Genomic DNA, 19,356 nt, shown 5'->3' with positions numbered 1-19,356 from the left:
GGGATTGTGGTGTGGCTTGAATCGCGGGCAACAAAAAGGCCCCCATTTCGGGAGCCTTGATGTTCAGAGGTTCGGCTTACATGTTCGGGTAAGTCGGGCCGCCAGCACCTTCCGGTGTCACCCAAGTGATGTTCTGTGCAGGGTCCTTGATGTCGCAGGTCTTGCAGTGAACGCAGTTCTGGGCGTTGATCTGGAAGCGCTTCTCGCCGTCTTCCTTGGTGATCACTTCGTACACGCCGGCCGGGCAGTAGCGCTGGGCAGGTTCATCGTACAGCGGCAGGTTTTTGCTGATCGGGATGCTCGGGTCGGCCAGCTTCAAGTGACAAGGCTGTTCTTCTTCGTGGTTGGTACCGGAGATGAACACCGAGCTGAGTTTGTCGAAGCTGATCTTGCCGTCGGGTTTCGGGTAGTCGATCTTCTTGCAGTCCGCCGCCAGCTTCAGGCACGCGTAATCCGGCTTGGTGTCGTGCAAGGTGAACGGCAGTTTGCCGCCGAAGATGTTCTGGTCCAGCCAGTTGAATCCACCACCGACGATGGCGCCGAACTTGTGGATCGCCGGGCCGAAGTTGCGGCTGGCGAACAGTTCGTCGTAGAGCCAGCTCTTCTTGAATGCGTCGACGTAAGTGGTCAACTCTTCGGTGCCGTCTTTCTCGGCGAACAGCGCCTCGGCCACGGATTCAGCGGCGAGCATGCCGGACTTCATCGCGGTGTGGCTGCCTTTGATCTTGGCGAAGTTCAGGGTGCCAAGGTCGCAACCGATCAGCGCGCCGCCCTTGAAGACCATTTTCGGCAGCGAGTTCAGGCCGCCTTTGCAAATAGCGCGGGCACCGTAGCTGATGCGCTTGCCGCCTTCCAGGTACTGCTTGAGCACCGGGTGATGCTTGAGGCGCTGGAACTCGTCGAACGGCGACAGGTAAGTGTTGCTGTAGGACAGATCGACGATCAGGCCGACGACCACCTGGTTGTTTTCCAGGTGATAGAGGAACGAGCCACCGGTGTTCTCGGTGCCCATGATGTCCAGCGGCCAGCCGGCGGTGTGAACCACCAGGCCTGGCTGGTGTTTGGCCGGGTCGATTTCCCAGATTTCTTTCAGGCCGATGCCGTAGTGCTGGGCGTCGGCTTCGCTGTCGAGGTTGAAACGCTTGATCAGTTGCTTGCCGATGTGGCCACGGCAGCCTTCGGCGAACAGCGTGTACTTGCCACGCAGTTCCATACCCGGGGTGTACAGGCCTTCTTTCGGATGGCCTTCGCGGTCAACACCCAGGTCGCCGGTGATGATCCCGCGAACCACGCCGTTCTCGTCGATCAGCGCTTCCTGGGCAGCGAAGCCCGGGTAGATTTCTACGCCCAGGTTCTCGGCCTGCTGAGCCAGCCAGCGGCACAGGTTGCCCAGGGAGATGATGTAGTTACCTTCGTTGTGCATGGTCTTGGGCACAAAGAGGTCTGGAATCTTTTGCGCGCTTTCAGCGTTCTTGAGAACGAAGATGTCATCGCGGGTGACCGGCGTGTTCAGCGGGGCACCGAGTTCTTTCCAGTCCGGGAACAGTTCGTTCAGGGCGCGTGGTTCGAACACGGCACCAGACAGGATGTGAGCACCGACTTCGGAGCCTTTTTCGACCACGCAGACGCTGATTTCCTTACCGGCTTCAGCAGCCTTCTGCTTCAAGCGGCAGGCAGCGGAAAGACCAGCGGGGCCGGCACCGACGATGACGACGTCGAATTCCATGTATTCGCGTTCCACAGGTTATCTCCTACTCAAGGCTCAACAGTTTTTTTTCTAATTTTGGAGGTTTGGTGTCGCATCCATGAATCCCAGCACAATGCTGCGAGGGGACAATCGATTAGTCACCTTTCTCTCTGGGTGGCGCATTATATCTACACCACTCCTAGCGTCCAATACAAACGTTTGTTTGAATTGGCTCAAAGCCAGAGAAATCAAAGTCACGCGGCTTACGAACGGCCATTTTGCCGTATTGACCGGAATAGGCGTTCCGGTCAAGATACGGTCGGTTTTGCGCTCGCCGTAGGCTGGCTGTTGGTTTCAAGAGCACCTCTAAAGACAGGGCGATGGCAGTGGGAAGTGATGCGCAGCGCAGGTTTGGCTCGCAGTTTACACGCCGCGATATTGAATGACTCGTTGGTCACCACTGACGAACGGTCATGCACTTCATGAGCGAGTGTCACTTGACACGTTTGCCGGCGTTTTTAGAGGTGCCCTTGCGCCCGATGAGCATCAACCGCCAGGTTCGCCTAGGCGACTTTCTTTTCACCGGAGAGTAACGAGGAATCCATGAAGGTTCTTGTAGCTGTCAAACGCGTTGTGGATTACAACGTCAAGGTCCGCGTCAAGGCGGACAATTCCGGCGTCGATCTTGCCAACGTCAAGATGTCGATGAACCCGTTCTGCGAAATCGCAGTGGAAGAAGCCGTACGCCTGAAAGAGAAAGGCGTTGCGACTGAAATCGTCGTCGTCTCCGTCGGCCCGTCTACCGCTCAAGAGCAACTGCGCACTGCGCTGGCTCTGGGTGCCGACCGCGCCATCCTCGTCGAATCCGCCGAAGACCTGACTTCGCTGGCCGTTGCCAAACTGTTGAAAGCTGTTGTCGACAAGGAACAGCCTCAGCTGGTGATCCTTGGCAAACAAGCCATCGACAGCGACAACAACCAGACTGGCCAGATGCTCGCTGCATTGAGCGGCTACGGTCAGGGCACCTTCGCTTCGAAAGTCGAAATCAGCGGCGACAGCGTTGCCGTGACTCGCGAAGTCGACGGCGGCGCGCAGACAGTTTCCCTGAAACTGCCGGCCATCGTCACCACCGACCTGCGTTTGAACGAGCCGCGTTATGCGTCCCTGCCAAACATCATGAAAGCCAAGAAGAAGCCTCTCGAAGTGCTGACTCCGGACGCTTTGGGCGTTTCCACCGCCTCCACCAACAAGACCGTGAAAGTCGAAGCGCCTGCTGCACGCAGCGCGGGTATCAAGGTCAAGTCGGTGGCTGAACTGGTCGAGAAACTGAAAAACGAAGCGAAGGTAATCTAAATGACTATCTTGGTTATTGCTGAACACGACAACAAAGTAGTGGCCCCGGCCACACTGAACACCGTGGCTGCCGCTGCCAAAATCGGTGGTGATATCCACGTTCTGGTTGCAGGCCAGGGCGTTGGCGCCGTGGCTGAAGCCGCTGCGAAAATCGCTGGCGTGAGCAAAGTATTGGTAGCTGACAACGCTGCCTACGCTCACCAACTGCCGGAAAACGTAGCACCTCTGGTTGCAGAGTTGGGCAAGGGCTACAGCCACATCCTGGCTGCCGCGACTTCCAACGGCAAAAACATCCTGCCGCGCGTTGCCGCACAGCTGGACGTTGACCAGATCTCCGAGATCATCTCGGTCGAAAGCGCTGACACCTTCAAGCGTCCGATCTACGCCGGTAACGCCATCGCTACCGTTCAGTCCAACGCTTCGGTGAAAGTCATCACCGTGCGCGCCACCGGTTTCGACCCGGTTGCTGCTGAAGGTGGTTCGGCTGCTGTTGAATCCGTTGCTGCTGCTCACGATGCTGCGATCTCCAGCTTCGTTGGCGAAGAACTGGCCAAGTCCGATCGTCCGGAACTGACCGCTGCCAAAATCGTCGTTTCCGGCGGTCGTGGCATGCAGAACGGCGACAACTTCAAACACCTGTACGCCCTGGCTGACAAGCTGGGCGCTGCTGTCGGTGCTTCCCGCGCCGCGGTCGACGCAGGTTTCGTACCCAACGACATGCAGGTCGGTCAGACCGGCAAGATCGTTGCTCCACAGCTGTACATCGCCGTCGGTATCTCCGGCGCGATCCAGCACCTGGCCGGCATGAAAGACTCCAAAGTGATCGTTGCGATCAACAAGGACGAAGAAGCGCCGATCTTCCAGGTGGCCGATTACGGCCTGGTGGCAGACCTGTTCGAAGCAATCCCCGAGTTCGAGAAGCTGGTCTAATCCAGCGGCCTGACTTATAAAGAGCCCGACCTTTTGGTCGGGCTTTTTTTTGTTCCGGATTTGAGTGGGAGAGTGTCGCCATGGCTCTGCGCCGCGTGTGTGGCTGGTCATTACTGCTGGGTTTGACGATGTTGCCGACCTTGTCCAATGCAGCGGGCAAGTGCGATCGACTGATCGTGACCGGCAGTCCGGACGCACCACCGTACTTGTGGCAAGACCCGCAAAATCCTAAAAAGCTGATCGGTGCCAGTGCGGACCTGTTGCAGCAAGTGGCGGGGGAGTTGGGTATCAAGGTCGAGTTGCTGTATGCCGGCAAACGCTCCCTGGCGCTGGACGAAGTACGCAGCGGGCGCATGGACATGTTGGCCGATGCAACGTTGACCGTCAGCGAACTGGAAACCCTGGATTACATTCATCCGCCGCTGCTGGAAAACGACTACCTCGTGTGGACTCGCAAAGATTCGGCATTGGTCTACAACCAGGCCCAGGACCTCCACGGCCATCCCGGCGCATTGTCGGAAAAGTCTCGAATGACCCCGGCATTCGGCACTTTTGCCGAGCAGCAATTGACCCTCACCCGTACGCCTAACCTGACCCAGGCCTTTCAGAAGTTGCTCTTGGGCGAGGTGGAATTTGTTCTTGCCGGACGCTATTCAGGCATGGCGGCCGCACAGGCGTTGAGTATGGCCAACGACCTGATCCCCCGGGCCGAACCGATCGACAAACCCGGTCTGTACCTCGCGGTTTCCCATAACTCCGCCTGCAACGATCCGTGGTTGCGCGGACAGCTGGCCAAAAAGATGACAGAATTGCCCGCCTCAGGACTGACGGACGCCGCGTTGCAACGCAATATCGAGCGCTGGAAAGCGCAGCAACAGCAGCAGCAACAACCGGTCAGTGCCCCAAAACAGTAGGGATTCTTAGTGAGTATTCGACCTCTTTTCGCTGCCCTGGCCGTTCTGGCTCTGGCGGGTTGTGCAGCCGATCCGGCGCCGAATGAACAGATTCGCCTGACCGAACAGGCACTCGTACAAGCCAAAGCCGTGGGTGCCACCGCCGACGACATGCCGGAAATGAAACTGGCCGAAGAAAAATTCGCCCGTGCCCAAAGCAACATGACCGAGCAGTCCTACAAACATGCGCGCATGCGGGCCGAGCAGGCCGAACTGGACGCGCGTCTGGCCGAAGCCAAGGTGCTGACCCTCAAGAGCGAGGAGCAATTGAACGTGCTCAATACCCGCATCACTCGTCTGCGCAAGCAACTGGGAGATGCCCAATGAGCCTCAAGTCAAAAGTGCTCGGCAGCTTGATCCTCGCCGGTTGCGCCAGCTTGTACGGGTGCGCCGGCCAACACAGTGAAGCCGCTTTGCAAGAAGCGGGCGCCGACTTCCAGAAGGTCAAGGAAGATTCGAATGTGCTGCGCATCGCGCCCAAAGACGTGATCCGCGCCGGTGAATCCCTGGCCCGCGCCGATCGTCTGTCCAGCTATTGGGGCAGCGGTTCGGACGTCGTGCATTACGCCTACCTGAGTCAGCGCTACAGCGAAATTGCCCGGGAGCACACCAATCTGGTGCTCAACGAAGAGCGCGAGACGAAACTGGAACTGGAGCGTCAGCGTCTGCAATTGGCACTGCGTGAATCCAAACTGCTCAGCGTTCAGCAGCAGGGCAAGTGGCTCGAAGAGCAGATTGTCGCGCTGGCGACCACCCAGACGGATCGTGGTCTGGTGATGACCTTGGGCGATGTGCTGTTCGACACCGGCGAAGCAGAGCTGAAAAACTCGGCGAACCGTGTGGTGCTGAAGATTGTTCAGTTCCTGCAGCTCAATCCGAAACGCGTGGTGCGGATCGAAGGCTACACCGACAGCACTGGCGGCAAGCAGGACAACCTCAAGCTGTCCCGTGACCGTGCGCAATCGGTGGCTGACGTCTTGATGGACCTGGGCATCGACGACAAACGCATTCACGTTGAAGGCTACGGCGATGAATACCCGGTGGACGTGAACGCATCCGAGCGTGGCCGTGCGCAGAACCGTCGGGTAGAAATTGTGTTCTCCGACGAAAAAGGCCAGCTCGGCGCCGCCCGCTGAGGGTTGCGTCTCTGGAAAACCCGGCCTGCCAGACAGCGCCGGGTTTTTTTGCGCCTGTCATTTGCCTGGCTGATGACGAAAAGCAGTACAGATTTTGCTGACACTGCACTGTATGGTCGACTATTGTGGCAACTGTCCCAGTACACTTCTAAACTGTTCCGGTATTGTTTCACACAAGAATAAAATGCCCGTGAAATCGAGTGCTGCGTCATGACCAATCTCTTGCTCTACCAACGTATTGCTCAACAACTGGCCGAAGACATCCGCCGTGGTGTCTATCAACCGGGGGAGCGCGTGCCTTCGGTGCGCAAGATGAGCTCGCAGCTCAACGTCAGCCATGCGACGGTGTTGCAGGCGTATGCCAATCTTGAAGATCAGGGGCTGATCCGCGCCCGGCCGCAGTCGGGCTACTACGTTCACCAGACGCCGGCCCTGACCGCGCCGACGCCGGACATCGCCCGGGTCGAGCGTCCGGGCCTGGTCACGCGCAGCAGCATCATTCAACAAGTGTTGGTCGAGTCCCGTCGCGAGGGTGTTTTCCCGTTGGGTGCCGCAGTACCCAGCGTTGATTACCTGCCGGTGCGGGCGCTGCATCAGCAATTGGCCAAGGTCACCCGTTTCCATAGCCCGCGTGCCTTCAGCTACATGTTCAGCCCCGGTTTTGAGCCGTTGCGCCGGCAGGTGGCGATCCGCATGCGCGATGCCGGTGTGGTGGTCGATCCCTCCGAAGTGGTCATCACCCACGGCTGCGTCGATGCGTTGCAAATGTCACTGCGCGTGTTGACTCGGCCGGGCGACCTGATCGCCGCCGAATCGCCGACGTATTACGGTCTGCTGCAACTGGCCGACCTGCTCGGCCTCAAAGTCATCGAAATCCCGAGCGATCCCGCCACCGGCATGAGCCTCGAAGCGCTGCAACTGGCGGCCAACCAGTGGTCGATCAAGGCGTTGGTGCTGACCACCCGCCTGAGCAATCCATTGGGTGGGACCATGCCTGAGGAGCGGCAGAAACAATTGCTGCGTCTGGCGTCGGATTTCGATATCCAGATTGTGGAAGATGATATCTACGGCGAACTGATGTTCGAGCAGGGACGCACCAAATCGCTCAAGGCCTATGACCGGCTGGATCGGGTCATCTATTGTTCAAGCTTCTCCAAAACATTATCGCCTGGTGTGCGGATCGGCTGGATGATTGCTGGCAAATACCAGCAGGAAATCCAGCGCTTGCAGACGTTCAGTACCCATTCGGCCTGCAGCGTCACGCAAATGGGCATTGCGGCGTATCTGGAAAACGGTGGCTACGACCGCCATTTGCGCTACATCCGCCAGGAATACCGCAAGAACCTCAGCGCCTTTCAGCTGGCCGTTCAGCAATACTTCCCTGAAGGCACGCAAATGACCCGCCCGACCGGCGGCTTCATTTTGTGGGTCAGTTTGCCGGGGCGGGTCAACACCCAGGAATTGCACGTGCGGGCGTTGCAACAGGGCATCAGTATTGCGCCGGGGCTGATCTTCAGTAACACCGAGCAGTTCAATCATTGCATTCGGCTGAACTGCGGCACACCCTGGAACCGTGAAGCCGAACGGGCATTGATGACGTTGGGTATGCTGGCCACGCAACTTTGCCAAGAGACGGCCGGCGGCTTCTGAGCAGTCGGGCGGCTCGTTCTCGGCGGAGCTTGTCATGTGGCGCGCAACAGGCGAGCATATGGCCCTCTGCCGTTATTGCTGTTGGGTTCATGAAACCGATTTTTCCTGCCGCCTGCCTGTTTGTTTGTCTGTTGATGGCCGTTCACGCTGAAGGCGTCATGGCAGCGGCTGCCCAGGAAAAACCAGCAGCCAGCGCAACTACGAAAAAAAAGGCACCCGCCCAAAAAGCCGCGGCGGTGAAAAAACCAGCCGCGGCGGTGAAAAAGCGTCCACCCATTGCCTCCAAGTCGAAGGCGCCCAGTGAAGTGGTGAAAACCCAACTGCCTCCCGTCAAACTTGACTTGAGGCTGCCGCCGCAAATGGCCCAGGAACTGAAACCGATCGGCACCGTGCCGCTGCCCAGGCACGATGCGCTGCTGCCACCGATGTTTGGCGAAAAGTCCGGCAGTAGCCCGTTTCAGCTCAACGGTCGGCTGCTCAGCAACGAAATGCAGTTACAGCTGCGCAATGAAGAGCGCCGTGAAGTCGAAGGCGCGGCATTGGATTTCGAGTTCAAGCAGTAAATCGTTCCCATCCGTGAGCCGCTGGCCAGACGCTTTGTCGGAGACTGGTCAGTCACGATGATTTGAACGAAAAAACCCCGGTTCAAGTAATTTAAAACAACTGTTTTAGCGGTTACTCTGTGCCTCGTCCTTTTACACATCACACCTCATGAGGAGCTCGTCGTCATGAAATGCCGTGAAGGCTGTGGCGCCTGTTGCATTGCCCCTTCCATCAGTTCACCGATTCCCGGTATGCCCAATGGCAAAGCCGCTGGCGAACGTTGCGTGCAACTGTCGGTCGATAACCTGTGCAACATCTTCGGCAGACCCGAACGCCCCGCCGTCTGTTCGGCATTTGAAGCCGATATCGAAGTGTGCGGCAGCAGCAGTGACGAGGCGATCAAACTGCTGGGATGGTGGGAGCAGATGACGGCGGCGTGATGTGTTCAAACAACGGAACTTCAACAATAAGGAATAAAACCATGGGTTCGCTGCATCGTATCGCTGTGTTGTGTGGATTGACCGCCGTGTTGGCCACTACGGCCGCCCAGGCTGAAGACTGGAAGGTCGCCAAGAACGAAGACGGCATCAAGATCTCTCTGGCTGAAGTGCCGGGTTCGGACTACAAGGCCTATCAGGGCGTCACCTTGATGAAGACTACCGTGGCCAAACTGCGTGCACTGCAGGAAGACGTGGCCGGCGCCTGCGCCTGGATTCACGAGTGCAAGATGCAGAAGCTGCTCAAGCACGAAGGCGACCAGAGCTGGACCTACACCCAATTCAATACCCCGTGGCCCGTCACGGCGCGTGATTCGGTGCTGCACATCACCACCGTTGAAGGCGCCGATGGCAGCCTGACCCGCAAACTCGAAGGCGTGCCGAAGTACATTCCGGAAGAAAAAGGGTTTGTGCGCGTCACCAAGGTCGATGGGTTCTGGAAGTTTGTTCCAAAGGGTGACCAGGTCGAAGTGACCTATCAGGTGCACACCGAGCCAGGCGGCAGCGTGCCATCGATGATCGCCAACAAGTTCGTGGTCGATGCACCGTTCAATACCCTGAAAGCCCTGAAAGAACGCGCCGAGAAGTAATCGCTGCGTTGTTCTGCAAAACGCCCCGACTGGTTCGGGGCGTTTGCGTTTTAGCGGGGGCGTGGCTTTATTGTGTTTCCGGATATGCGTTGCACGAAATTTTCACAAAGCCTCCAAGACAATCCGCCCGCATCCGTCAGCCAAACAGTAATCAATGGCAATGAGGCGGGTGATCGTGCAACATTTGCGCACCGCGCAAGCCCCGGGGTCAAGTAATGGCCAATAGAGGGCAGGGCGCCGCTGTATTTTTGAAACTTCAACTTCCAATGGGTCCTAAAACGACATGGCAAACCCGGACGCCCTGAATCAGCAGCGAGCTTCTAGTCGCCTGCTGCAACCGACCGTCAAATCGCATTTGGCCTACACGTTGTTGTGCGCCTTGATCATGATGGTCATGTTCAGCCTGCTGCGTGTTGCGCTGCTGGTCTACAACCGCTCGATGATCCTCGACACCCCGGCTTCGACGTTCCTTGAAGCGTTCGCCAACGGCCTGCGTTTCGACCTGCGCCTGGTGGTCTACCTCTGCGTTCCGCTGTTGCTGGCACTGTTCAGCGTGCGGGCGATGGCTGCTCGCGGGTTCTTCCGCTTCTGGCTGACCGTCGCGTCGAGCATCGCGTTGTTCCTCGGCTTGATGGAGATGGACTTCTACCGCGAGTTCCACCAGCGCCTCAACGGCCTGGTCTTCCAGTATGTGAAGGAAGACCCGAAGACCGTGATGAGCATGCTCTGGTACGGTTTCCCGGTGGTTCGTTATCTGTTGGCGTGGGCCTTTGGCACGTTGATCCTGACCCTGGCGTTCAAGGGCGCTGATCGTGCGACCCGGCCTCGTGGCCCGTTCAGCGGCGGCAGCATTGGCACTCGCCAGATCGCCCCGTGGTATGCACGCATCGCCGTGTTCGTCGTCTGCGTGCTGATCTGCGTGGTCGCTGCGCGTGGCACCCTGCGTCAGGGCCCGCCGCTGCGTTGGGGTGACGTGTACACCACCGATTCGAACTTCGCCAACCAGTTGGGACTCAACGGCACGCTTTCGCTGATCGCGGCGGCCAAGAGCCGGATGTCCGCAGATCGCGACAACATCTGGAAAGCCACACTGCCGCAGCCTTTGGCTCAGCAGACCGTGCGTGACATGCTGGTGATGAAAGACGAAAAACTGGTGGATGCCGAAACTGCCGCCGTGCGTCGCGATTACACGCCACCGGCGGACAAGACTCTGCCGATCAAGAACGTGGTCGTGATCCTGATGGAAAGCATGGCCGGTCACTCGGTCGGCGCGTTGGGCGGCCCGGGCAACATCACGCCCTACCTCGACAAACTGTCGAAGGAAGGCCTGCTGTTCGATCGTTTCTTCTCCAACGGCACCCATACCCACCAAGGCATGTTCGCCACCATGGCGTGCTTCCCGAACCTGCCGGGTTTCGAATACCTGATGCAGACCCCGGAAGGCAGCCACAAACTGTCCGGCCTGCCACAGTTGCTCAGTGCCCGAAAATACGACGATGTGTACGTCTACAACGGCGACTTCGCCTGGGATAACCAGTCGGGCTTCTTCAGCAACCAGGGCATGACCAACTTCATCGGTCGTAACGACTTCGTCAACCCGGTGTTCTCTGATCCGACCTGGGGCGTGTCCGACCAGGACATGTTCGACCGTGGCCTGGTTGAGCTCAAGGCGCGGGAAAACGGCAAGCCGTTCTATGCCTTGCTGCAGACGCTGTCCAACCACACACCGTATGCCTTGCCGACGCCATTGCCGGTCGAGCGTGTGACCGATCGCGGCAGCCTCAACGAACACTTGACCGCCATGCGTTATTCCGACTGGGCGTTGGGTCAGTTCTTCGAAAAGGCGCGTAAAGAGCCGTACTTCAAGGAAACCCTGTTTGTCATCGTGGGTGACCACGGTTTTGGTAACGAGCAGCAAATCACCGAAATGGACCTGGGTCGTTTCAACGTGCCGATGCTGATGATCGCACCGGGTATCCAGGAAAAGTTCGGCCAGCGTGACCACACCGTCGGCACTCAGATCGACATTGTGCCGACCATCATGGGGCGTATCGGTGGCGAAGTGCGCCATCAGTGCTGGGGACGTGACCTGCTCAACCTGCCGGAAGGCGACACCGGTTTCGGTGTGATCAAGCCGTCGGGCAGCGAACAGACCACGGCCATTCTCACCGCTGACCAGATTCTGGTGCTGCCGAAAGAGAAGGAAATGGAGCCGAAGATGTACCGCTATGAACTGGGTGCCAAGCCGCATGCCGAGATCGTGCCTAACGACCCACGCACCGCGGAGTTGAAGCTCAAGCTTGAGTCGTTCCTGCAAACGGCGACCAAGAGCCTGCTCGACAACACCGCAGGTGTTGTTGACGGCAAACCGGACTAAGTTTTCGGCGCAATAAAAAAGAGGCCCTTTCAAGGGCCTCTTTTTTTGTCCGTTCATTCGTTGTATCCGTTAAATCCTGCCAAGCAACAACAGAATCAACAGCACCACCAACACGACGCCGATGATACCCGACGGACCATAACCCCAACTTCTGGAGTGTGGGAAAACCGGCAAGCCACCGATCAGCAAGAGGACCAGAATAACGATTAGAATTGTGCCCATGTCTATTTCCTTGTTGGAAGTGTTCTGGATTGACCTGTTTTTTAACTGTCAGCTGGAAGGTTATAAATTCAAGCTGCTTACAAAATCCGACTGGTGCGCGAGTCAGAAAATTCCATGTTTTTTTAATGTTTTTCGAACACAGGCTTATTTCATTTTTCCACAGTTAGTTGAGTCACACGCGCCCGCGGTTTGCTCGGGCCATTCAGCAATCTGATGTAGCGTGGGTCGGGCAAGGTCCTTCGCTACACTCAGCGCATCTTTCCCGGAACCACAAGGCTGTTTGCTATGCAAAATCGCATGATGATCACTGGCGCGGGCTCGGGCCTGGGTCGCGAAATCGCGCTGCGCTGGGCGCGTGAAGGCTGGCAACTGGCCTTGTCGGATGTCAGCGAATCCGGTCTGCAAGAAACGTTGAAGCTGGTTCGAGATGCCGGTGGCGATGGTTTTGTTCAGCGTTGCGATGTGCGCGACTACAGCCAGCTGACCGCATTTGCGCAGGCCTGCGAAGAAAAGCTCGGCGGCATCGATGTCATCGTCAACAACGCCGGTGTCGCCTCGGGCGGTTTCTTCAGTGAACTGTCGCTGGAAGACTGGGACTGGCAGATCGCGATCAACCTGATGGGCGTGGTCAAGGGCTGCAAGGCGTTCCTGCCGCTGCTGGAAAAAAGCAAAGGCAAGATCATCAACATCGCGTCGATGGCCGCCCTGATGCAAGGCCCGGCCATGAGTAACTACAACGTGGCCAAGGCCGGCGTGGTGGCGTTGTCCGAAAGCCTGTTGATCGAACTGGCGCAACAGGAAGTGGGCGTGCACGTGGTTTGCCCGTCGTTCTTCCAGACCAATCTGCTCGACTCTTTCCGTGGCCCCACGCCTGCGATGAAAGCCCAGGTCGGTAAATTGCTGGAGAGCTCGCCGATCACCGCCACCGACATTGCCGACTACATCTACAACCAGGTGGCTGCAGGCGAATTCATGATCCTGCCGCACGAACAGGGCCGCATGGCCTGGGCGATCAAGCAGAAAAACCCGCAACTGCTCTACAACGAAATGACCCTCATGGCCGACAAAATGCGCGCCAAGGCCAAACAAAGCGCAGGCTGATCTTGCCCGTAGGCATCGGCGTCGTTAGGGTGGCCGCCATCGGTCACTCTAACGAGACACCTGCATGCTCAATTACCTGTGGTTTTTCCTCGCGGCACTCTTCGAAATCGCCGGCTGTTTCGCGTTCTGGATGTGGTTGCGCCAAGGCAAAAGCGTTTTGTGGGTGCTGCCGGCGCTGCTCAGCCTGACCTTGTTCGCGCTCCTGCTGACCCGAGTCGAAGCCACTTACGCCGGGCGCGCCTACGCGGCCTACGGTGGGATCTACATCATCGCCTCGATTGGTTGGCTGGCAGTGGTCGAGCGGGTTCGTCCGCTGAGCTCGGACTGGATCGGCGTGGCCCTTTGTGTGATCGGCGCGAGCGTCATACTGTTTGGCCCGCGCTTCTCCGCGTCCTGAAGGATCGGTCCTGCATTCAATGGATTTGTCGGACGTTTCCGTCAGGAGGGTTCTTCCGGTGCTGTAGGGCTGGACTGATTTGCCGCCATCGCATTGAAGACCGGCTAAACGCCGGGCATCTTCAAGGGCCGGTAATCCTCAAGGACCAATACCATGCTTGTACTCAGTCGCGTTGTGGGCGAGATGATTTCCATCGGTGACGATATTTCAGTACGTATTCTCAACGTCAGCGGCAACAGCGTGCGCTTTGGCGTCGAGGCACCGCAGAGCGTCAATGTGCATCGCGCCGAAGTCTATGAGCGCATCCAGGTCAAACTGGCAAAGACCAAGGGGCGCTAAGCCGTTCAGTCGAACAGATGCTTGGGCACATCGTGCTTGAGCATCAACTGGCACTGCTCGCTTTCCGGATCGAAAACGATCAGTGCCTGACCTTTGGTCAATGCCTGGCGAACCCGCAATACGCGGGTTTCCAGCGGTGTGTCATCGCCATTGTCCGTACCGTCGCGGGTCACGAAATCCTCGATCAGGCGGGTGAGGGTGTCGACTTCAAGTTGGTCGTAGGGAATCAGCATAGGCACCTCGGCGAAAACAATGTCGGGATGCTACGGCGAATGATCGGTGGCGGCTAGCCTCGGGCTGATGTGCTGTATGTGCGGCCGCCTTCGCGAGCAAGCCCGCTCCCACATTCAACTGCATTCCTTCAGGAGGAACTCAGTCAAATGTGGGAGCGGGCTTGCTCGCGAAAGCGATTTGTCCGTCACTAAAGATACTAGGCTTGGAGTCAACTATCGGTGCGCTGCCCGACAAGGCTGTCCACCGAAGGCACCCGTGTATCACTTTCCATCTGCGTCTCATGTTCGATCTGATGACTGAACCGGTCCAGCGAGCCCTTCGCCGGTTGCGCATCGCTGGCAAACACCGGCGGGCTCAGAATGTAGGCGCCGAGCAATCGACTCAGTGCCGCCAGGCTGTCGATGTGCGTACGCTCATAACCGTGCGTGGCATCGCAACCAAAGGCGAGCAGGGCGGTGCGAATATCGTGTCCGGCCGTCACCGCCGAATGCGCATCGCTGAAGTAATAACGGAACAGGTCGCGGCGCACCGGCAATTCGTTGTCACTGGCCAGACGCAGTAAATGTCGCGACAAGTGATAGTCATACGGGCCGCCAGAATCCTGCATTGCCACGCTCACCGCGTGTTCGCTGGAATGCTGGCCGGGCGCGACGGGTGCAATGTCGATACCGACGAATTCACTGACATCCCACGGTAATGCGGCCGCCGCGCCACTGCCGGTTTCCTCGGTGATGGTGAACAGCGGATGGCAGTCGATCATCAACTCTTCACCGCTGTCGACGATGGCTTTCAGCGCCGCGAGCAAAGCAGCAACGCCGGCCTTGTCATCCAGGTGACGGGCGCTGATGTGGCCGCTTTCGGTGAACTCCGGCAAGGGGTCGAAGGCCACGAAGTCACCCACGCTAATGCCCAGCGAGTCGCAGTCGGCGCGGGTGGCGCAATAGGCATCGAGGCGCAGTTCGACGTGATCCCAACTGATCGGCATTTCGTCCACGGCCGTATTGAAGGCGTGCCCGGAAGCCATCAGCGGCAACACGCTGCCGCGAATCACGCCGTTGTCGGTGAACAGGCTGACACGGCTGCCCTCGGCAAAACGACTGGACCAGCAACCGACTGGCGCCAGGGTCAGGCGACCGTTGTCTTTCACGGCGCGAACCGCCGCACCGATGGTGTCCAGGTGCGCGGACACCGCGCGGTCGGGGCTGTTTTTCTTGCCTTTGAGGGTTGCGCGGATGGTTCCGCGGCGGGTCATTTCGAAGGGGATGCCCAGTTCTTCAAGGCGCTCGGCGACATAGCGCACGATAGTGTCGGTGAACCCGGTCGGGCTGGGAATGGCGAGCATTTCCAGCAGGACTTTTTGCAGGTAATTGAGATCTGGTTCAGGGATTTTGCTGGTCATGGAAACTCCTGATGGGTACAGAACATCGACGGTTTCGATGAAGGGGATAAGTTGGATTTTTGGTGTCTGGCACGCCGCCTTCGCGAGCAAGCCCGCTCACACATTTGACCGCGTATCCCTGTGGGAGCGGGCTTGCTCGCGAAGGGGCCAGTTCAAGCACTACAGATCTAAAGGGCCGCCGGCTGACTGTGCGGAAACAACAAATCCACAAACCGCTCAGCCGTCGGCTGCGGTTCATGGTTGGCCAGCCCGGCGCGCTCATTGGCTTCGATAAACACATACTCCGGTTGATCGGCCGCCGGCACCATCAAATCGAGCCCGACCATCGGAATATCCAGCGCCCGCGCCGCCCGCACCGCCGCATCGACCAACGTCGGATGCAGAATCGCCGTGACGTCCTCCAGAATCCCGCCCGTATGAAGATTCGCCGTACGCCGTACGAACAAATGCTCACCCGCCGGCAGAATGCTGCTGTAGTCGTAACCCGCCGCGTGCAACGTGCGCTGGGTCTCATGATCGAGCGGGATTTTGCTCTCGCCGCTGGTGGCCGCTTGCCGCCGTCGACTCTGGGCTTCGATCAACGCGCCGATGGAATGCTGGCCGTCACCGACCACCTCCGCCGGCCGCCGGATCGCCGCCGCCACCACCTCAAAACCGATTACCAGAATCCGCAGGTCCAGGCCTTCGTGAAAGCTTTCCAGCAGCACTCGACTGTCGAACGCGCGGGCGGCTTCGATGGCTTGCTGCACGTCTTCAATGGTTTGCAGGTCCACGGCAACGCCCTGGCCTTGCTCGCCATCCAGCGGCTTAACCACCACCCGCTCGTGCTCATCGAGAAACGCCAGGTTGTCATCGGCGTTGCCGGCCCGTTGTTGCGAGGGCAGGTTCAACCCTGCGGCCTTGAGCGCTTTGTGAGTCAGGCTCTTGTCCTGGCACAGGGTCATGCTGATGGCGCTGGTCAGGTCGCTCAACGATTCGCGGCAACGCACTCGGCGCCCGCCATGGCTGAGGGTGAACAGGCCGGCATCGGCGTCATCGACCTGTACATCAATGCCGCGTCGAAGGGCTTCCTCGACAATGATCCGCGCATACGGATTGAATTCCGCTTCCGGCCCCGGCCCGAGGAACAGCGGCTGATTGATGCCGTTCTTGCGCTTGATCGCAAAGGTCGAAAGGTTGCGAAAACCCAGCTTGGCGTAAAGGCTTTTCGCCTGTCGGTTGTCATGCAAAACGGACAAGTCCAGGTAACTCAGCCCACGGCTCATGAAGTGTTCGATCAAATGCCGCACCAACACCTCACCGACGCCCGGCCGCGAACACTGCGGATCGACCGCCAGGCACCACAGGCTGCTGCCGTTTTCCGGATCGTTGAATGCCTTGTGATGATTGAGGCCCATGACACTGCCGATGATCGCGCCGCTGTCTTCGTCTTCCGCCAGCCAATACACCGGGCCGCCCAAATGACGAGGGGTCAGCAGGTTTGCGTCGATCGGCAACATGCCGCGTGCCTGATACAACTGATTGATCGCCAGCCAGTCCGTATCGCTTTGTGCGCGGCGAATGCGGAAGCCGCGAAACACGCGAGTGGCTTGACGGTAATCGCTGAACCACAAGCGCAACGTATCGGACGGGTCGAGAAACAGTTGCGCCGGTTCCAATCCAAGGATCTGCTGCGGCGCAGCAACGTATAAAGCTATGTCGCGCTCGCCCGGTTGCTCGTTTAACAACTCATTAGCGAGGCTGGCCGGATCGGGAAACGTGTGCCCGATCAGCAACCGGCCCCAGCCGCAATGCACGGCAATCGGCGCGGCACTCAGTTCGCTGCCGTCCTCGGCCAGACGCGCCTGCAAGCGTTCATAAGAGGGTGTCTGGCCGCGCAACAAGCGTTGGCTGTAAGCCGTGGCGTGGGGTTTCATCGATCAGATTCCTTGCTCGCTGAGCCACAGGTTCAGGGCCGCCAGTTGCCACAGCTTGGAGCCGCGCAGCGGAGTCAATTGACCCTGCGGGTCAGTCAGCAAACGGTCGAGCATTGCCGGGTTGAACAGACCGCGATCCTGACTCGGATCGAGCAGCAGCTCGCGCACCCAGTTCAGCGTATCGCCCTGCAAATGCTTGAGGCCGGGCACCGGGAAGTAACCCTTCTTGCGGTCGATGACTTCATTCGGTATTACCAGGCGCGCCGCTTCCTTGAGCACTTGTTTGCCACCGTCGGGCAGCTTGAATTTGCCCGGCACACGGGCCGACAACTCCACCAGTCGATAATCGAGAAACGGCGTGCGTGCTTCCAGGCCCCAGGCCATGGTCATGTTGTCGACGCGTTTGACCGGGTCGTCCACTAGCATCACCGTGCTGTCCAGGCGCAGGGCTTTGTCCACCGCCGCATCGGCGCCGGGCTGTGCGAAATGTTCCTTCACGAAGTCACCGGCAGCGTCATTTGCTGTCAGCCATTTCGGCTGCACAGTGGCGGCGTAATCGTCATAGCTGCGGTCGAAGAATGCCTCGCGATAGGCGGTGTACGGATCGGCGGCGCCGTCGACTTGCGGATACCAGTGATACCCGGCGAACAACTCGTCCGCACCCTGGCCGCTCTGGACCACTTTGCAATGTTTGGCCACTTCGCGGGACAGCAGATAAAAGGCGATGCAATCATGACTGACCATCGGCTCGCTCATGGCGCGGAACGCAGCGGGCAGTTGCTCGATGATCTCTTTTTCGTCGATGCGCAATTGATGGTGCCGGGTGCCGTAGTGCTTGGCGATCAGGTCCGAATACTGGAACTCGTCGCCGCGCTCGCCGCCAGCATCCTGAAAACCGATGGAGAAGGTCGACAGGTTTTCCACACCGACTTCACGCAACAGCCCGACCAGCAAACTCGAGTCGACGCCGCCTGACAACAGCACGCCGACATCGACCGCTGCCCGCTGACGAATCGCCACCGCATCGCGAGTGCTGTCGAGCACCCGGTCGCGCCAGTCTTCCAGGGTCAGGTTCATTTCGTCGGCGCGAGGGCCGTAGGGCAGGGTCCACCAGGTTTTCTGCTCGGTGCGACCATCGGCTTCGATGCGCATCCAGGTGGCGGGCGGCAATTTTTCGATGCCGGCCAGCAAGGTGCGCGGTGCCGGGACCACGGCGTGGAAGTTCAGGTAGTGATTGAGCGCCACCGGGTCGAGCATCGGGTTGATGTCGCCGCCCTTGAGAAGCGCCGGCAGTGCCGAGGCAAAGCGCAAGCGCTGGCCGGTGCGCGACAGGTACAGCGGCTTCACGCCGAGACGGTCGCGGGCAATGAACAAGCGCTGGGCATCGCGTTCCCAAATAGCGAAGGCAAACATGCCGTTGAGCTTGGGCAGCAAGGCTTCGCCCCAGGCGTGATAGCCCTTGAGCAGCACTTCGGTGTCACCGCCGGAATAGAAGGCATAACCGAGGCTTTCGAGTTCGCTGCGCAATTCCGGGAAGTTGTAGATCGCGCCATTGAAGGCCAGGGACAGGCCGAGTTGGTTGTCGACCATCGGCTGCGCCGAGCCGTCCGACAGGTCCATGATTTTCAGGCGTCGATGGCCCAGGGCAATCGGTCCTTGGGCATGGAAACCCCACGCGTCGGGGCCACGAGGGGCCAGATAATGGGTGATTCGTTCAACGGCCGCGAGGTCCGCAGGTTGATGATCAAAGCGTAACTCGCCAGCTAATCCGCACATAAAATCCTTACCGGTTTTTCCGTTGGGGAGGGTCAATCGATACCCGGCCAAAACGGCGGGTACTCAGAAACTGACCCAGTGAGGTCGTGGGAGTTTTAGATCGATAAGTTATAAGCGGGGGTAGCCGGACAAATGGCAGGTGCAGCACAGGTGTGCATTGCAGAGGTGGTAATTATTGATGTGATGCATACGAGTAGCTGCTTGAAAGCACGGCGATTCGACCCAGTATTCGAATTATTAATTGCCTGTTGCACTT

General features: G+C 58.7%; 19 protein-coding genes. 13 read left to right on the top strand and 6 right to left on the bottom strand.

Annotation, left to right across the window (positions count from 1 at the left end; all coding sequences use genetic code 11):
* Positions 1-76: 76 nt before the first annotated feature.
* Positions 77-1,741, bottom strand: a complete 1,665-nt coding sequence (locus tag EAH78_RS09395; protein WP_140667305.1) for an electron transfer flavoprotein-ubiquinone oxidoreductase — start codon at positions 1,739-1,741, stop codon at positions 77-79.
* A gap of 549 nt (positions 1,742-2,290) precedes the next feature.
* On the opposite strand from EAH78_RS09395, the gene EAH78_RS09390 reads away from it, so the two are divergent.
* From EAH78_RS09390 to EAH78_RS09345, 10 genes are all read left to right on the top strand, one after another.
* Complete coding sequence (locus EAH78_RS09390; RefSeq protein WP_007945693.1) at positions 2,291-3,040, top strand: electron transfer flavoprotein subunit beta/FixA family protein; 750 nt, start codon at positions 2,291-2,293, stop codon at positions 3,038-3,040.
* Positions 3,041-3,970, top strand: a complete 930-nt coding sequence (locus EAH78_RS09385) for an electron transfer flavoprotein subunit alpha/FixB family protein (RefSeq protein ID WP_140667304.1) — start codon at positions 3,041-3,043, stop codon at positions 3,968-3,970.
* A gap of 80 nt (positions 3,971-4,050) precedes the next feature.
* Positions 4,051-4,884: a substrate-binding periplasmic protein gene (locus EAH78_RS09380; RefSeq protein WP_140667303.1), complete on the top strand. Its 834-nt coding sequence runs from the start codon at positions 4,051-4,053 to the stop codon at positions 4,882-4,884.
* Between the two features lie 9 nt (positions 4,885-4,893).
* On the top strand, positions 4,894-5,250 hold the full coding sequence (locus EAH78_RS09375) for a DUF4398 domain-containing protein (RefSeq protein WP_027924077.1): 357 nt from the start codon (positions 4,894-4,896) through the stop codon (positions 5,248-5,250).
* Entirely contained in the window at positions 5,247-6,059 is an 813-nt protein-coding gene (locus tag EAH78_RS09370) for an OmpA family protein (RefSeq protein ID WP_140667302.1), read from the top strand. The genes EAH78_RS09375 and EAH78_RS09370 overlap by 4 nt, the downstream gene beginning before the upstream one ends.
* Before the next feature lie 210 nt (positions 6,060-6,269).
* Positions 6,270-7,709: a PLP-dependent aminotransferase family protein gene (locus EAH78_RS09365; RefSeq protein ID WP_123432724.1), complete on the top strand. Its 1,440-nt coding sequence runs from the start codon at positions 6,270-6,272 to the stop codon at positions 7,707-7,709.
* Between the two features lie 89 nt (positions 7,710-7,798).
* Positions 7,799-8,272, top strand: a complete 474-nt coding sequence (locus EAH78_RS09360) for a translation initiation factor 2 (protein WP_140667301.1) — start codon at positions 7,799-7,801, stop codon at positions 8,270-8,272.
* 165 nt (positions 8,273-8,437) lie between these two features.
* On the top strand, positions 8,438-8,692 hold the full coding sequence (locus EAH78_RS09355) for a YkgJ family cysteine cluster protein (RefSeq protein ID WP_140667300.1): 255 nt from the start codon (positions 8,438-8,440) through the stop codon (positions 8,690-8,692).
* 41 nt (positions 8,693-8,733) lie between these two features.
* Positions 8,734-9,339, top strand: a complete 606-nt coding sequence (locus EAH78_RS09350) for an START domain-containing protein (RefSeq protein WP_140667299.1) — start codon at positions 8,734-8,736, stop codon at positions 9,337-9,339.
* A gap of 283 nt (positions 9,340-9,622) precedes the next feature.
* On the top strand, positions 9,623-11,716 hold the full coding sequence (locus tag EAH78_RS09345) for an LTA synthase family protein (protein WP_140667298.1): 2,094 nt from the start codon (positions 9,623-9,625) through the stop codon (positions 11,714-11,716).
* A gap of 69 nt (positions 11,717-11,785) precedes the next feature.
* Here EAH78_RS09345 and EAH78_RS09340 read toward each other — a convergent pair whose 3' ends face one another.
* Positions 11,786-11,944 (bottom strand): DUF3309 family protein, encoded by a 159-nt coding sequence (locus EAH78_RS09340; RefSeq protein WP_185045033.1) that lies wholly within the window; start codon positions 11,942-11,944, stop codon positions 11,786-11,788.
* A gap of 279 nt (positions 11,945-12,223) precedes the next feature.
* Between EAH78_RS09340 and EAH78_RS09335 the strand changes: the two genes are divergently transcribed.
* The 3 genes from EAH78_RS09335 to csrA all read left to right on the top strand — a co-directional run bounded on the left by EAH78_RS09335 (position 12,224) and on the right by csrA (position 13,775).
* Positions 12,224-13,039: an SDR family oxidoreductase gene (locus EAH78_RS09335; RefSeq protein ID WP_140667297.1), complete on the top strand. Its 816-nt coding sequence runs from the start codon at positions 12,224-12,226 to the stop codon at positions 13,037-13,039.
* A gap of 64 nt (positions 13,040-13,103) precedes the next feature.
* On the top strand, positions 13,104-13,436 hold the full coding sequence (locus EAH78_RS09330; protein ID WP_140667296.1) for a YnfA family protein: 333 nt from the start codon (positions 13,104-13,106) through the stop codon (positions 13,434-13,436).
* Positions 13,437-13,589: 153 nt separating this feature from the next.
* Entirely contained in the window at positions 13,590-13,775 is a 186-nt protein-coding gene (gene csrA / locus EAH78_RS09325) for a carbon storage regulator CsrA (protein WP_140667295.1), read from the top strand.
* A 5-nt stretch (positions 13,776-13,780) separates the two neighbouring features.
* Here csrA and EAH78_RS09320 read toward each other — a convergent pair whose 3' ends face one another.
* The 4 genes from EAH78_RS09320 to EAH78_RS09305 form a co-directional block, all read right to left on the bottom strand.
* Positions 13,781-14,008 (bottom strand): YheU family protein, encoded by a 228-nt coding sequence (locus tag EAH78_RS09320; RefSeq protein WP_007945785.1) that lies wholly within the window; start codon positions 14,006-14,008, stop codon positions 13,781-13,783.
* A gap of 209 nt (positions 14,009-14,217) precedes the next feature.
* On the bottom strand, positions 14,218-15,408 hold the full coding sequence (locus EAH78_RS09315) for an osmoprotectant NAGGN system M42 family peptidase (protein ID WP_123432716.1): 1,191 nt from the start codon (positions 15,406-15,408) through the stop codon (positions 14,218-14,220).
* A gap of 167 nt (positions 15,409-15,575) precedes the next feature.
* On the bottom strand, positions 15,576-17,324 hold the full coding sequence (ngg, locus tag EAH78_RS09310; RefSeq protein ID WP_140667294.1) for an N-acetylglutaminylglutamine synthetase: 1,749 nt from the start codon (positions 17,322-17,324) through the stop codon (positions 15,576-15,578).
* Positions 17,325-17,327: 3 nt separating this feature from the next.
* Positions 17,328-19,100, bottom strand: coding sequence for an N-acetylglutaminylglutamine amidotransferase (locus tag EAH78_RS09305; RefSeq protein WP_140667293.1), 1,773 nt, complete (start codon positions 19,098-19,100; stop codon positions 17,328-17,330).
* Positions 19,101-19,356 lie beyond the last annotated feature (256 nt).

The sequence above is a fragment of the Pseudomonas arsenicoxydans genome, from assembly GCF_006438915.1.
GTDB classification, from domain to species: domain Bacteria; phylum Pseudomonadota; class Gammaproteobacteria; order Pseudomonadales; family Pseudomonadaceae; genus Aquipseudomonas; species Aquipseudomonas arsenicoxydans_A.
Note: the sequence above shows the minus strand (reverse complement) of the source record. Positions and strands in the feature narration are given on the sequence as shown.